Genomic DNA, 13505 nt, shown 5'->3' on the forward strand with positions numbered 1-13505 from the left:
ATGCCCGCACCACAAGAGTTTAATTATTCAAGTTTGTAGCTCATTTGAAATAAGTCGGCTGTATCTTCTATCTCCTGAAAATTAACCTATTAAGCGATAAATTCTTCCAGTTCAACAACACCTTTTGAACCATCAATTTTTACTTGTTGGCCATCTTGGAGGAGATAAGTAGCTCCACGGACATCCATGACTGCGGGAATACCATATTCACGGGCGACTATAGCACCGTGGGAAAGTTTACCACCTACTTCTGCTATGACTCCTCCGGCTCTAACTAGGATGGTTGCCCAGCCAGAATCGGTGTAAGGTACTACTAGAATGGTTGTTTTATCAATTTCCCCTACTTCTTGTAAATTTCTGACTACTTTGACTTGTCCTGTTACTTGTCCTTGACTGGCGGGAATACCTAGTAAAATATGGTCAGAGGTATCTATGGGGGTGGTGATGGGATGAGGGGGATTATTACCGTAAACTATGGGGGGAATTTCGATGATTTCATGATCTTGGAGAAATTGCGATCGCCTGTTTTCTAATAATTCAGAAAGTCTATTTCTCAATTCTGGATCGGCGTTTGCGGCTAACCTTCTAATTTCACCTAATTTTAAAAAGAAAATATCTCCGGTTTGTGACAATAAACCATCTTTTAACCAAATTTTTTCTAATACTAAAAATGTCCAGCGTAGTTCTGCTAATAACCGAGAATAAATTTCTGTAACTCGACCTTTGAGATCCACCCGACTTTGGACAAAACCCTGTTTACGTTTTCCTGAGTCTTGGCTATTTTTTGGTTCTTCTGCTTTGATTAACTGGATAAACAATTGTTTCACTAGGTGGGGTTGTTCTTTCCAGGTTGGTACAGAAATATCTGTTCCTACTTCACTTAAATAACCGTAATCTTCCATTATTTCGGCAAAATCATCTAGAATTATTTGCCCTTCTGGCGTTTCTCTTAACTGTTCAAAAACCTGATCTGGTTCAACTTCTGGTAATATTTCCTTCACATCTGCGGCTAAAATTCTTAGCGATCGCAATGAGGAAACTTCTGGGGTAATACTATGATCAATTTGCTCGTCTTTCACTCCAGAAATAGCTTGCCGAATCGCTGCACTCAAGGGTGACAAAATACTATAATAAGTTCCTTGGTTCAGTAAATCCAGAATTAAATCTACTCTACTTAATAACTGCGCTGGTGATAATTCTTCAATAATTTCATGGGCTAATTTTGTCAAACCGGGAATAAACCGTTTTCTATAATCTTGCTTAAATTCTGTTTCTAAGCTAATTTCTCGCTGCAATAATTTCGTTAGTCCTGGTAAATTTTCCCATGTAGAAGTTAGAGGTGGTTTACTCATTTTTGCGCCTCTAGTTAAAAACTCTAAACTTTCTGGCGGTAAACCCATTTCTAGAAACACTTCCCCTAAAAAAGTAGCGTTAAAATAGGCTCTGGAATAGTGCAGAGTTGCCATTTTGCTAAAGTCTAAATCACGGGTTTTTTCACCTAAAACTATTGTGAACAGTTCCCCCCACATCCCACAAGTTAAAGGTAAATTAATTGACCAAGTTAAAGGATGTATGACACCAGGAATAACTTCGGCGGCTATTTTCCTTGTCCAAATTGGTAATAGGGTGGTAATGGGTCGGGTTTGCAAGACCCAGAGAGTTTGTCCGTCATAACTCCACTCTACGTCTTGGGGTGTCCCATAGTAGCGTTTTTCTAATCTTCTGGCTAGGTAAGCTACTTGTTTAATTAATGGTTGGGGAATTTTCCCTTCTCCCTCAAATTTCACTGTGGATAGGTGATCTTCTCCCACTACAAACACTCGATATTGTTCTGGGGTAATTTTTCCCGATACAACTTGGGATGGACTTCCTGATACGGCTTCAATAACTATTGCATCACCTTGTTGGGAAATGGGATCACGGCTAAATGCCACACCGGAAAAGACACTCTGTACCTGGGCTTGGATTAATACGGCCATGGCGGCATCTTTCGCACCCAGATCACGCCGATATTGTACTGCTCCAGGATGATGATAGGATTCTCTCACTTGTGCGATCGCAATTTCTAATTCTTGCTTACTGGTAACGTTCAAAATTGTTTCATACTGTCCCGCCGCCGAAGCTTGTTCTGAGTCTTCCCCAATGGCGGAAGAACGTACTACTAAAGGTGATAATGGTGATGGTTGTAGGTAATCAATTAACATCCCTGGATCTTCAAAGGGTGCTAAAATCCATCCTTTGGGAACTGGATAACCCCAACGTTTAACTTGTGATAATGTAGCGGCTTTAGCTCCAAAGGTTTCTGGTTCTAAATCATCATCTAAGGTAATAATCGTTTGTTCACCACTGCTTAAATATTCCATCATCGGCTGGCTGTCTGTTTCTGCCTCTGCTACTGACAGATCCATATCATCGGGGATTTGCGTATAAATCCAACCAATTAATCCCGCTAATGTAAATGCAGCCACAATTCTAGGAAAATCATTAAAATGTAGGACAGCCACCAAGACGGGGAATAGTATCAACACCCCAAATTTGATCGCCTGTCGAGAACGCAGAACCAGAAAACCAGTAGCTGCTACTAAACTGACAAATATCGCAATCAGGGGATCATGAACTAAAAACCCCCACACTACGTTTGTTGTTCCCGCACCTCTACCTAAACCATATCTACCCACAACTAAGGCGATTAAGGCGATTAATTCCCAAAATGAGCCTTCAGGAAAGAAAATACGGGCAATTAATACCGCCGCAATTCCTTTCAATGCTTCTGACAACACTGCCAGAATACCTACTAATTTACCGCCGTGATAGAAGGCAGCGGAAACACTAATATTTCCCGTACCGATTTGCTTTAATCGCTGACCCTTGATAGCATAAGCAATCCAAGCAATTAACGGCATTGCCCCTAAGAGTGGGCAGGTAATTAAAATAACTAATAAACCCCAAAGCTCAAACATTTATTTTTGATTGCGAATTTTAGATTTTTCTTTTATGTGACATATTCCCACACTTCTCTATTTGTGAGTGTGGGTTTTTCAAACAATTTGTCTGTGGTTTTAACTTTTTTTTATAATTAAGTTTAATACAACATATTGTTGGTAAATGAGGTACAAATCTTAATCACAAATCTTTGCACCAAAAGATTTTTACTGCTGATAGCTGACTGCTGACTGCTGATAGCTGCTGTATTTTTAATTTTTTTATGGTTTTAAGTACCTGGGCAAAATTAATTGCACATTTGGGAAAACAATAGAAATCTCTGTATCTCTTGTCTGTCACCTGTCACCTGTCACCTTCCCTAAATATGAAATTTATTTTGCACGACTACTTATTTTATGATTTGATGGACACTGAGCAAGTTTGGAAAACCTTGTTGCTAGTGTCCTGGAAATTAGCTAGTAATTTTAGCTTAGTGCATAAGCAGACTGCAATGCCCATAGTATGAGTAATGCAATAGAACCCAAAACTACCACAGTGGAGATTGTGACTACTTTTGGTGAATCTGCACCTTCAAATTTCATAATTCCGCGATTTAAGTCGGACATACCTTTGTAAGCCTCCTTGATAATAGTTTCACTTTATTCCGATTTGATTGTAATCTTTCTGTAGGCTAATAATGTTAAATCCACACTATTATTTACTTTAAGCTTTGCAAAGTTTTCTCATATATTGGCAACAGGTGACTGGTGACAATTATATAGATAGATCAAAGTTTTAAGTTTTTCCTAATTACGAATTATTAATTAAAAATTTTAAAATAGTATAATTAAATACTGTGATTTACATTTTGATTATATATGAAAACATTAGTTATGGTGATTTTGGCGGTAGTTGTGGGATTGGTAGTAGCAATAGAATTGATACTGCGATCGCTGTTTGGTTTTGGCAATCCTTTAATCTATATCGGTGACGAAGATATTGGTTATTTACTAGCACCAAATCAACGCACTAAACGTTTAGGTAATCGCATTGAAATTAATGAATATTCTATGCGAAGCGAACCCATACAAAAAACACCTCCACCCTCTACGTTAAGAATTTTACTGGTAGGTGATTCTATTGCTAATGGAGGTTGGTGGACTGATCAACAAAATACCATCTCTAATTTAATCATGACTTCTTTGCAACCCCAGAGTAATTACCAGCAAATAGAAGTGTTAAATGCTTCTGCTAATTCCTGGGGTCCGAGAAATGAATTAGCTTATTTACAGAAGTTTGGTAATTTTCAAGCTCAAATTATCGTGTTATTAATTAATACTGATGATCTGTTTGCTACTACACCTACTTCTTTACCTGTAGGACGTGATCGCAATTACCCAGATCGTAAACTACCTTTAGCAATTTTAGAAGTGATCCAGCGTTATTTAATTAAACAAAAACCAATCCCAGAATTAGCAGCAATTCAAAAGGAAGGAGGCGATCGCGTCGGTATTAATTTAGCAGCTATTGCTAAAATTCAAGATTTTGCTCAGGAAAATAACAGTAAATTTCTACTGGTAATGACTCCATTATTAAGAGAGATTGGTCAACCAGGCCCCCGTGATTATGAAATTGTCGCCCGTCAAAGATTGAATGATTTTACTCAAAAACAACAAATTAAATATGTTGATTTTCTAGTTGAATTAAACTCAATAGAAAACCCCCAAAGTGCGTACCAAGATAATATTCATTTTAACTTAAAAGGTAATCAATTAGTAAGTAAAGTGATTGAGCGATCGCTGATAGAAATTATGGAGAATATTTCCCAACCATAATTATTAGCTAACCACGGAGAAAGAGAAGATTTTTTTAGATTCTATATTTCTAAGTATATTTCCAATTTTCTCTAATCCAAATCGCTAAACCTCCTCCCCTACCACGGGCTGCGATGAAGTCCTCAGTAACTAAAAAGAAGGCGAAAAATGCCTGTTTTGCTAGAGGTTGCTGATAGAAATTCTCTGATTTATTGTTACCTGAGCGAATTTCTTGATTATAAACCACACGATTAAATAAACTAATTTCCATCTGGGTAAAATCAAATGCCAAAAGATTTTTTTTACCAGGATATTTAGCTGGGCCTGTTAGTTGTAATGATATTAATCCTAGTTTTACCTGATTGGCAACTTTACCTTGATCAGAAATTTCTTCTCCTATGGGGCTAAAAGATATCTGAATTTTCGCCAATTTTGGCACGTAAAAACCCTTACCTAAAATAATTCCTCCGCGCTGTCTGACTTTTTTTGTTCCCGTTGCAAAACAAAGTCGCCATGTACCCATTAATGAATCAAAAGGATAATTCAGACGTTGTTGTTTAGCTACTTTTTCTGCTATTAATAAAGCATCTACTACTACCTCAGCAGTAGGGGTTTTATTTCCCTCTCGATATGCAGCAGCAGTTTGGGTTAAGGTAGTGAGAAAATTAGCAGTATTGGTAGATGTTAAATCAGTTGTCATGTTAATAGTTCTATTTTTATTCTGAATATTGCATATAGTTTAACCGATTTACTGAGATTATATTAAGTTAAATATCTTTTTAATAATAAAACATTCAAAAGCCCAAAATATTAATCACAATAGAACTACCCAATGATCTTTTGTGTGGTTTGAGGAGTATTAAAATCACCCATAGACATAAAGAGGTGAAATATGGATATTCAAAGCTTATTAAGGGAATATAAATCAGGAAAGCGGAATTTTAAAAGAGCAGTTCTGCATCAAGCCAAGCTCACAAAAGCTAATTTAATTGGTGTCAATTTATCAGAAGCAGATTTGAGTGGTGCGGATTTAAGTAAAGCAAATTTGAGTAATTGTCACCTCAAAAGGGCAAATTTAACCAATGCTGATTTAAATGGGGCAAATTTGCAAGGTGCAAACTTGAGTGAAGTAAATTTGATTGGTGCTGACTTAACAAAAGTCAATTTCCAAGCAGCTAATCTCAGTCATGCAGATTTACGTGGTGCAAATTTAACCTTGGCTAATTTACGAGGAGCAAATCTCAGTGGTGCAGATACAAGCGGTGCTGATTTCAGTGGTGCTAATCTTCAAAAAGCCAATTTAACTGGTAGTAATATTGAAGAATCTGAACTAAAAGATGCAGATTTAACTAACGTCATTATTTCTGAACCAGAAATGACCGAGGAAGTTCTGCATATAGGCTTATCCCATACATGGATAACATGGGCTGGAAGTTGTTGATTTTTGGGGAAATGGGCAGGTTTTCAGTTATCTTTTTTCACCTGCACCAATCCCCAATCTCTAATAAACTAGAGGCGTTACACCGCGCATTGCTCTTAAAGAATTTATACAAGCTGGACAGTCACAGCCAAACAAATCTATTGCTTTGTCGCTTTCTTCAACACTGAATTTTAACATCGTAATGTCATCAGGTTTATCAAAATCTTCAGGTTGAGTTTGATATTCTGGAATTCGCGCTAACACAGAAGCTCTAGCACAGACTAAACCCACTTTGTGTTTATTGCGAATGCAAGACAAATTATCTTGAGTTTCGGCGGCGTTTTTAACGTTCGTTTCTGATGCTTGAGCTTGGTTAACCATTACTCCCATTGTCAATAAGGAACTAATCAACACAGGAGAAGAAAGCAAGCTGAGTATAAATTTGTTCATTTTTTTATTCATCTGTTTCCTTTATAGATATCCTTTCTTGAATACTCAAGATAAACGATAAAATCTTTCAATTCAAGTCAACAGACATCAGGAATACAATCAGGTGACAGGTGACAGAGATATACAGCAATTCCCGCTATTAAGCGGTACAATAGCAGCAATTAGTAAACCAGTTTTTTAAATGTTAAAGAACTGTTGCACCTACCGCTTTAATCATTGGTACAATTGATGCTAGTTTATGAGTAGGTAAAATAAGTATGATAATCTGTGATTGTGTCATACAACCACACAATTTTTGCTAAAGGAGAACACAGTGACAAGGGAATCAAACACATCAACAGGCTTAGTTGAAGAAACCCAGGATATCAGTGAATATGTAGCTCATCTACAGTTACACATGACTCTTCAAGCTCGCAATCTGGTTCCAACACTTAAACCAACACAAGAAGATAGTCGTCAGGAACTACTTCATCAAACCCAAGCCTATTTTGAAAAGTTTGTTTCTCGACAAGGTTTATAGAGTTTAAAAAAGTATAAAAAATTTAAACAAAAAACAAAAGTGCAAAGTTCCCTGTCCTCTTGAGGACAGGGATGAATAACTATTAAAAACAAATAAAAACAAAATGTACTCAAAAAACCATAAAATAGCTATAGATGTGATGATTTTTATATAGTCAAAACTTATAGTTACTATAGACTCCCTCGATGTTTAGTTACCAAAATCACTCTTTTGGAACAAAAGTTAAGACTAAAAAGCCTTTAATATTAAGATTATAGTAGTACCTCCCCAAAGGCAGCTAGTAAATGCTCAATGGCAGCTTGAATCAAAATGAATTCATTAATTTCTCGAAATCCCAACATCATCATTCGCCCTGTACAATATCGTGATTTAGACGGTATTGAACAGCTAACTCAAGATTCTTGTACAGATATTTCTTCCAAGGGCAGCTTTTTTACCATAGAATGGCTACGCCACTGGTTCGGGGTACTGAAATTTTTGAGTTGGTTTCCTAACCCATTACAATACCGCTTCTTTGGGTTTGTCGCCGAACAAGGGCGGATGCTGTTGGGAATGATTCAAGTGTCACCATTTAACCGTACCCGCAGCACCTGGCGAATTGACAGGATCATGTTAGACCGTGCTGTGGATAAACAAGGTGTGGGTTCACAACTACTGCGGCATTGCTTTGAATCAATTTTAGAAGCCCGTACTTGGTTACTAGAAGTTAACGTCAACGATGTTGAAGCCCTATCCCTTTATCGGCAAAACGGGTTTCAGCGATTAGCAGAAATGACATACTGGGAAATCAGCCCAGATTTGCTGTTACAGTTGGCACAAACTGAACCGGATTTACCTAATCTTTTACCAGTTAGTAATGCTGATGCGCCATTACTGTATCAATTAGACACAGCATCTATGCCCCCTCTAGTACGTCAGGTGTTTGATCGTCACACTCATGATTTTAAAACCAGCGTGTTTGGTGTTCTCTGCGATGCTTTCAAACAATGGTTAACAAAAACCGAGATTGTCAGCGGTTATGTGTTTGAACCCCAGCGCAAAGCAGCCATTGGTTATTTTCACGTACAACTTGACCGTAAAGGTAAAAATCCCCATATAGCAACTTTGACAGTTCACCCAGCTTACACTTGGTTGTATCCAGAATTGTTATCTCAACTAGCTCGCATTGCTCAAGATTTTCCTCAACAAGGACTACAATTGGCTTCTTCCGATTATCAGCCAGAACGGGAAGAGTATTTAGAAAGAATTGGTGCAAAGCGCATAGAACATACTTTAATTATGTCGCGCTCAGTTTGGCATAAAATTCGAGAATCAAAATTTGTTTCCTTAGAAGGAATTCAATGGACAGAAGTCCTCCAAGGACTACAACCAGCACGGAAACCCGTTCCTGGTGGGATGTCATGGCTACCAAAAGAACAGCACAGACCAGACCTACCAGCACCCAATAATTCGGAAATTGTTGCTTTTGGTCATCATCACGATACCTCTCACAAATCTCAACAGGTAGATACACAGGAGGAAAACAACTAGGGTGATACCTCAGCAGCAATCAAAATTTATCTCCGCTTTGGGTTTAGATGTGGGTAGTAAACGCATTGGTTTGGCAGGGTGTGATGGGACTGGCTTGATCGCAACTGGCTTAGTCACAATTGAGCGTAAATCATTTAAAGAGGATGTGGAAAAAATACAACAGATAGTGAATGAGCGCCAAGTGCAAATTCTAGTTGTAGGTTTACCATACTCCATGGATGGTTCTTTGGGCTTTCAGGCTCGTCATGTACAGAAATTTACCAACAGGCTGTCCCAAGCTCTACAACTACCCGTCGAATATGTAGATGAACGATTAACTTCTTTTCAAGCAGAACAGATGCTAATTGCAGAAAATCGTTCTCCTTCTCGTCACAAAGGTTTGATAGACCGTAAAGCCGCAGCTTTGATTCTGCAACAGTGGCTTGATACTAGGCGTATTAATACTAAAATTTCAGCAGAATTTTTTGAAGATTGATACCTTTTCACATGGTATCCTGAAAACTGTTACTCAATTGTATATCTAGCTTTTTAGTTGACATTTACTGTTATCAAACAGTTAAATGAAACTCGTAGGTTTGAGTATTGATAAATTTAGATAATGTGACTATGTATTCCTCTGGATTCCCTGAAGAAAATGACCGTGACGACGCTACTGCTATCACTTTAACAGATGAAAAGGAGCGGACTCTTGAATGTTATGTTGAGCATTCCCTTTCTGTGAATGGACAAGAATATGTTTTACTTTTACCTGTTGATTCTCCCATAGAAATTTTTGCTTGGCAGGGTAAAGGAGAAGAAGAAGAAGCTATTTTGGTAGAAGATGATGTCGAAATTGATGCTGTTTTTAGTACCGCTCAAGCAGTTCTTTCTGAGCAAAATTTGATGATTAAAAATACTGCTTATGCTTTGACAGTAGCAGGTGAATTGCCGCCAGTGGAAGAGTCAGAAATTTTCACCTTGGAAATTGAAGATGAAGAAACAGAGTTAGAACCGGAGCAGTTACAGCTACTGACTAATTTTTACCATCAAGATCAAGAGTATTCTATTTATACTCCCTTAGACCCGCTACTATTTTTTGCTCGGATCACTAACACAGGTAAACCTGAATTACTATCTCCTGAAGAATTTCGTCAAGTGCAACCACTTTTGGAGGAACATCTGTTCAACCAGGTTGAATAGTTAATATAGCAGGTAACAGGTAACAGTGATAAAAGCTTGCAAGAGGTTGTAAATTAGAAATTGCATTATATAACAGTCGAAAAGACGATTAAGATATTAACTGATGATAAAACTCAGAGCCTAAAAGTCTTTTCGTCCTTTTACCTGCTATCAGTGACTAACTAGGTGTCCTGCTGGAAAACTGGAGGTATGATTGCAAATTATGAAAGCTTGGACAAATCTCTTACAGCCTGACTTGATTTTAGATGGCTCAGTGCTGACCTTAACACCAGATATTGTTAAACAGCATGGATTAAAAGGGTTAGTTTTAGATGTAGATGACACCTTAGTCCCAGTGACAGTAAGTGCTGCTTCTCTAGAACTACAACAATGGGTAGCAGAAATACGTATTTATACTGATTTATACTTAGTAAGTAATAATCTTAGTGAATCCCGTATTGGTAGTATTGCTAGTTCCTTGGATATACCTTATTACTTAGGTGCTGCTAAACCCTCACGGCGTAAAATTAGGGCTGCACTTCAAGCCATGAATTTACCTGCAAATCAGGTGGCCATGGTAGGCGATCGCCTATTTACCGATGTGATAGCAGGCAATCGTTTAGGAATGTTCACTATTTTAGTTGAACCAATTGTTCATGGAGATACGGTTTTGCGTTCTCATCCCATCCGTAATTTTGAAGTTTGGGTATCAGAAATATTGGGTGCTTCGATCACTCCTAGATACACAAAAGTTAACAAAAATTGATGAATCAATAAAAAAGTAAATCTAAAGAAATACTTAAGAAATCTCGAACTTTTGAAGAAATCGGAGATTATAAGCATTAGTAACATGAGGTCAAGCAAATAAAGACCTTAACTAATAATAAGCAAATATAAAACCGTACAGCGTCAACCTTCACTATAGAGGGATTGGCGCTGTACAATTTTTTAGGCATTGACAAGGGACAAGAGACAGGTAAGAAAAGAAGCAGGAAACAAATGGCAACTGACTAATAACCAATGACTAATAACTAATAACTAATAACCAATGACTAAAACAATAGTTGTTAAAATCGGAACTTCTAGCCTGACACAACCAGAAACAGGACAATTAGCCCTTTCTACCATTGCATCTTTAACAGAAACCCTTTGTAATTTAAGAAACCAAGGACATCAAGTAGTTTTAGTTTCCTCCGGTGCTGTCGGTGTGGGCTGTGCGCGACTGGGTTTAACAGAACGTCCCAGAGCGATCGCCCTCAAACAAGCAGTAGCAGCCGTTGGACAAGGTCGCTTAATGCGTATTTATGATGACTTATTTACAACATTACAACAACCCATAGCCCAAGTATTATTAACTAGAGCAGATTTAGTACAACGTAGCCGCTATCTTAATGTTTATAATACCTTTCATGAATTATTAGGATTGGGAGTGATTCCCATAGTTAATGAAAATGATACAGTAGCAGTAGAAGAACTGAAATTTGGCGATAACGATACCCTCTCTGCTCTGGTTGCCAGTTTAGTAGAAGCAGACTGGTTATTTTTACTGACAGACGTTGATAAACTATATTCAGCAGATCCCCGGACAGTACCAGATGCTCGCCCCATTAACCTAGTCAGCAACATAGAAGACTTGCAAATTCAAACTGGGGGAAAGGGTTCACAGTGGGGTACTGGGGGGATGGTAACAAAAATATCTGCTGCGAGAATTGCGATCGCCGCTGGAGTGCGAACCGTCATCACTCAAGGACGTTCTCCTCATGACATCGAAAAAATTATTCAAGGGGAAGCAATAGGAACACATTTTGAACCCCAACCAGAACCCACATCAGCCAGAAAACGCTGGATAGCGTATGGTTTAGTTCCAGCAGGAAAATTATATTTAGACGATGGGGCAATTCACGCCATTTCTGAAGATGGAAAATCCTTATTAGCAGCAGGAATTAAAACTATAGAAGGGGAATTTGACAGCCAAGAAGCAGTGCAATTGTGTGATATTAACGGTCATGAAATTGCTAGAGGATTAGTGAATTATAACAGTGAAGAATTACAAAAAATTCGTGGTTGTCATTCACGGGATATTCAGGGGATTTTAGGTTATGTAGATGCAGATACCGTTATTCATCGGGATAATTTGGTTTTAATTTAATATAGAAAAGTAATCATAAAATCCTCTAATTCTTTGAGAAGTCAGGGATCTATATTTAATGATTTGGTATGATAAAATTAAGTGTATCACTAGGGAGAGTGAAAATATTATGACTCAAGCCTTAGAAACTTCTATTATTTTACCAGAAGAAGAACAACGCTTCTACCGTCGGGGAGTTAGTTGGGAAAAATTTCAAGCAATTCAAAATAGCTTTGAAAATGTGCCAGGGGTGCGTTTATTTTATTGCGAGGGAGTTTTAGAAATTGTGGGTGTTGGTAAAGCGCATGAATTTATAACATCTTTAATAGGTTTGTTACTGGCACAGTATTTTTTAGCTAAAGAAATTGAATTTTTCCCCAGTGGTAGTTATTCGCAGATAATTCCTGGTGTAGTTGAGTATCAAGCAGATTTATCTTATTGTTTGGAAACAGATAAAGAGCGACCAGATTTGTGTATTGAAGTAGTGATTACTAGCGGTAGTCCTATCAAATTACAGAAATACAAATTAATGCAAGTTCCCGAAGTTTGGTTTTGGGAAGATGGCACACTTGAGGTTTATTGCTTGCGAGAAGCAGAATATGAGAAAGTTAGTAATAGTGAATTATTACCAGAATTAGATTTATCGGCTCTCCTAGACTAGATATGACCATTTAACACTTAATACTTGGTTAAATTCATTATGTAACAAGAGATTCAATAAAATCAAAATAAATTTTTATTAAATCTATTGTTTTGGATTGATGGAATCATTGTATAGTAATTGTTTTAGCCGTTATTTTTTATTAAATTACCATAACCACTCTACGAGAGCCGATTTATCTTTATTGAGTCGTTGTTTGTTATTATCTTCACCCTTGGAAGCAGTTAGAGAATTTCGTCAGGGGATTTGAATTTATGATGAAATTTCCTAGAAATACTTAAATCTTTAATAACGAACCACAGAGACACAGAGGAAACAGAGGAAAAATATTTATCCTCGTTATCCTCGTTCACAGTTTCTACCTGGGAATGCAATCAATAAGGCTTTACCTTCTGCTAACATAAAAAGAGACTAGGAGAAAAACATCATGGTTTCTATTCCCAAAACAGCAACCCGTTTGTATGATACTGATTTTCTCGCATGGACACAACAAACAGCTGAATTAATCCGCGCTGAAAAATGGGATAGGGTAGATTGGGAAGCGGTTGTTGAGGAGATTGAAAGTTTGGGAAGGTCAGATAAACGAGAGTTAAAAAGCCGATTGGAGATATTATTACAGCATTTGCTAAAATGGCAATATCAGCCTAATTTACGAAGTGGTTATTGGCAAAATACAATTACAGAACAACGCAACCGCATTGAAGATTTATTACAAGATAGTCCTAGTCTTAATCCTTATTTAGAAGAAATATTAGCTGAGTGCTACCGCAGAGGTAAAAAACTAGCAAGTAACGAAACAGGAATTTCTCAAAATACCTTTCCAGCAGATTTACCTTACACTGTGACTCAAATTCTGGATATGGAATTTTTACCATAAACTGTATTCCCTGTCAGAGACAGGG

The 13505-nt window shown here is 37.5% G+C and carries 14 protein-coding genes; 10 read left to right on the top strand and 4 right to left on the bottom strand.

Annotation, left to right across the window (positions count from 1 at the left end; genetic code table 11):
* Positions 1 to 89: 89 nt before the first annotated feature.
* Positions 90 to 2960: a glycerol-3-phosphate acyltransferase gene (locus tag WJM97_RS16910; protein ID WP_353929949.1), complete on the bottom strand. Its 2871-nt coding sequence runs from the start codon at positions 2958 to 2960 to the stop codon at positions 90 to 92.
* 447 nt (positions 2961 to 3407) lie between these two features.
* Positions 3408 to 3548, bottom strand: a complete 141-nt coding sequence (locus WJM97_RS16915; RefSeq protein ID WP_353929950.1) for a hypothetical protein — start codon at positions 3546 to 3548, stop codon at positions 3408 to 3410.
* Between the two features lie 252 nt (positions 3549 to 3800).
* On the opposite strand from WJM97_RS16915, the gene WJM97_RS16920 reads away from it, so the two are divergent.
* Entirely contained in the window at positions 3801 to 4757 is a 957-nt protein-coding gene (locus WJM97_RS16920) for an SGNH/GDSL hydrolase family protein (protein ID WP_353929951.1), read from the top strand.
* Between the two features lie 49 nt (positions 4758 to 4806).
* Here WJM97_RS16920 and WJM97_RS16925 read toward each other — a convergent pair whose 3' ends face one another.
* Positions 4807 to 5436: a hypothetical protein gene (locus WJM97_RS16925; protein ID WP_353929952.1), complete on the bottom strand. Its 630-nt coding sequence runs from the start codon at positions 5434 to 5436 to the stop codon at positions 4807 to 4809.
* Positions 5437 to 5628: 192 nt separating this feature from the next.
* On the opposite strand from WJM97_RS16925, the gene WJM97_RS16930 reads away from it, so the two are divergent.
* Entirely contained in the window at positions 5629 to 6177 is a 549-nt protein-coding gene (locus WJM97_RS16930; protein ID WP_353929953.1) for a pentapeptide repeat-containing protein, read from the top strand.
* A gap of 60 nt (positions 6178 to 6237) precedes the next feature.
* Here WJM97_RS16930 and WJM97_RS16935 read toward each other — a convergent pair whose 3' ends face one another.
* Positions 6238 to 6606: a hypothetical protein gene (locus WJM97_RS16935; RefSeq protein ID WP_353929954.1), complete on the bottom strand. Its 369-nt coding sequence runs from the start codon at positions 6604 to 6606 to the stop codon at positions 6238 to 6240.
* Positions 6607 to 6919: 313 nt separating this feature from the next.
* Here WJM97_RS16935 and WJM97_RS16940 point away from each other — a divergent pair, with 313 nt between their 5' ends.
* The 8 genes from WJM97_RS16940 to WJM97_RS16975 all read left to right on the top strand — a co-directional run bounded on the left by WJM97_RS16940 (position 6920) and on the right by WJM97_RS16975 (position 13480).
* A complete protein-coding gene (locus WJM97_RS16940; protein WP_353929955.1) occupies positions 6920 to 7126 on the top strand; it encodes a hypothetical protein in 207 nt (68 codons plus the stop codon).
* Positions 7127 to 7435: 309 nt separating this feature from the next.
* On the top strand, positions 7436 to 8656 hold the full coding sequence (locus WJM97_RS16945; RefSeq protein WP_353929956.1) for a GNAT family N-acetyltransferase: 1221 nt from the start codon (positions 7436 to 7438) through the stop codon (positions 8654 to 8656).
* 1 nt (position 8657) lies between these two features.
* Positions 8658 to 9131: a Holliday junction resolvase RuvX gene (ruvX, locus tag WJM97_RS16950; protein ID WP_353929957.1), complete on the top strand. Its 474-nt coding sequence runs from the start codon at positions 8658 to 8660 to the stop codon at positions 9129 to 9131.
* A gap of 131 nt (positions 9132 to 9262) precedes the next feature.
* A complete protein-coding gene (locus WJM97_RS16955; RefSeq protein ID WP_353929958.1) occupies positions 9263 to 9835 on the top strand; it encodes a DUF3727 domain-containing protein in 573 nt (190 codons plus the stop codon).
* A 202-nt stretch (positions 9836 to 10037) separates the two neighbouring features.
* Positions 10038 to 10580, top strand: a complete 543-nt coding sequence (locus WJM97_RS16960) for a YqeG family HAD IIIA-type phosphatase (protein WP_353929959.1) — start codon at positions 10038 to 10040, stop codon at positions 10578 to 10580.
* Between the two features lie 282 nt (positions 10581 to 10862).
* Positions 10863 to 11963: a glutamate 5-kinase gene (proB, locus tag WJM97_RS16965; RefSeq protein WP_353929960.1), complete on the top strand. Its 1101-nt coding sequence runs from the start codon at positions 10863 to 10865 to the stop codon at positions 11961 to 11963.
* A gap of 109 nt (positions 11964 to 12072) precedes the next feature.
* A complete protein-coding gene (locus WJM97_RS16970; protein ID WP_353929961.1) occupies positions 12073 to 12603 on the top strand; it encodes a Uma2 family endonuclease in 531 nt (176 codons plus the stop codon).
* Between the two features lie 427 nt (positions 12604 to 13030).
* Positions 13031 to 13480, top strand: a complete 450-nt coding sequence (locus WJM97_RS16975; protein ID WP_353929962.1) for a DUF29 domain-containing protein — start codon at positions 13031 to 13033, stop codon at positions 13478 to 13480.
* Positions 13481 to 13505 lie beyond the last annotated feature (25 nt).

It is taken from the genome of Okeanomitos corallinicola TIOX110 (genome assembly GCF_038050375.1).
GTDB classification, from domain to species: Bacteria; Cyanobacteriota; Cyanobacteriia; order Cyanobacteriales; family Nostocaceae; genus Okeanomitos; species Okeanomitos corallinicola.

Bases quoted from the DNA above. Each gene is read 5' to 3' on its own strand.
- WJM97_RS16910 (WP_353929949.1), bottom strand. From the start codon at position 2,960: ATGTTTGAGCTTTGGGGTTTATTAGTTATTTTAATTACCTGCCCACTC.
- WJM97_RS16915 (WP_353929950.1), bottom strand. From the start codon at position 3,548: ATGTCCGACTTAAATCGCGGAATTATGAAATTTGAAGGTGCAGATTCA.
- WJM97_RS16920 (WP_353929951.1), top strand. From the start codon at position 3,801: ATGAAAACATTAGTTATGGTGATTTTGGCGGTAGTTGTGGGATTGGTA.
- WJM97_RS16925 (WP_353929952.1), bottom strand. From the start codon at position 5,436: ATGACAACTGATTTAACATCTACCAATACTGCTAATTTTCTCACTACC.
- WJM97_RS16930 (WP_353929953.1), top strand. From the start codon at position 5,629: ATGGATATTCAAAGCTTATTAAGGGAATATAAATCAGGAAAGCGGAAT.
- WJM97_RS16935 (WP_353929954.1), bottom strand. From the start codon at position 6,606: ATGAACAAATTTATACTCAGCTTGCTTTCTTCTCCTGTGTTGATTAGT.
- WJM97_RS16945 (WP_353929956.1), top strand. From the start codon at position 7,436: ATGAATTCATTAATTTCTCGAAATCCCAACATCATCATTCGCCCTGTA.
- WJM97_RS16955 (WP_353929958.1), top strand. From the start codon at position 9,263: ATGTATTCCTCTGGATTCCCTGAAGAAAATGACCGTGACGACGCTACT.
- WJM97_RS16960 (WP_353929959.1), top strand. From the start codon at position 10,038: ATGAAAGCTTGGACAAATCTCTTACAGCCTGACTTGATTTTAGATGGC.
- proB (WP_353929960.1), top strand. From the start codon at position 10,863: ATGACTAAAACAATAGTTGTTAAAATCGGAACTTCTAGCCTGACACAA.
- WJM97_RS16970 (WP_353929961.1), top strand. From the start codon at position 12,073: ATGACTCAAGCCTTAGAAACTTCTATTATTTTACCAGAAGAAGAACAA.
- WJM97_RS16975 (WP_353929962.1), top strand. From the start codon at position 13,031: ATGGTTTCTATTCCCAAAACAGCAACCCGTTTGTATGATACTGATTTT.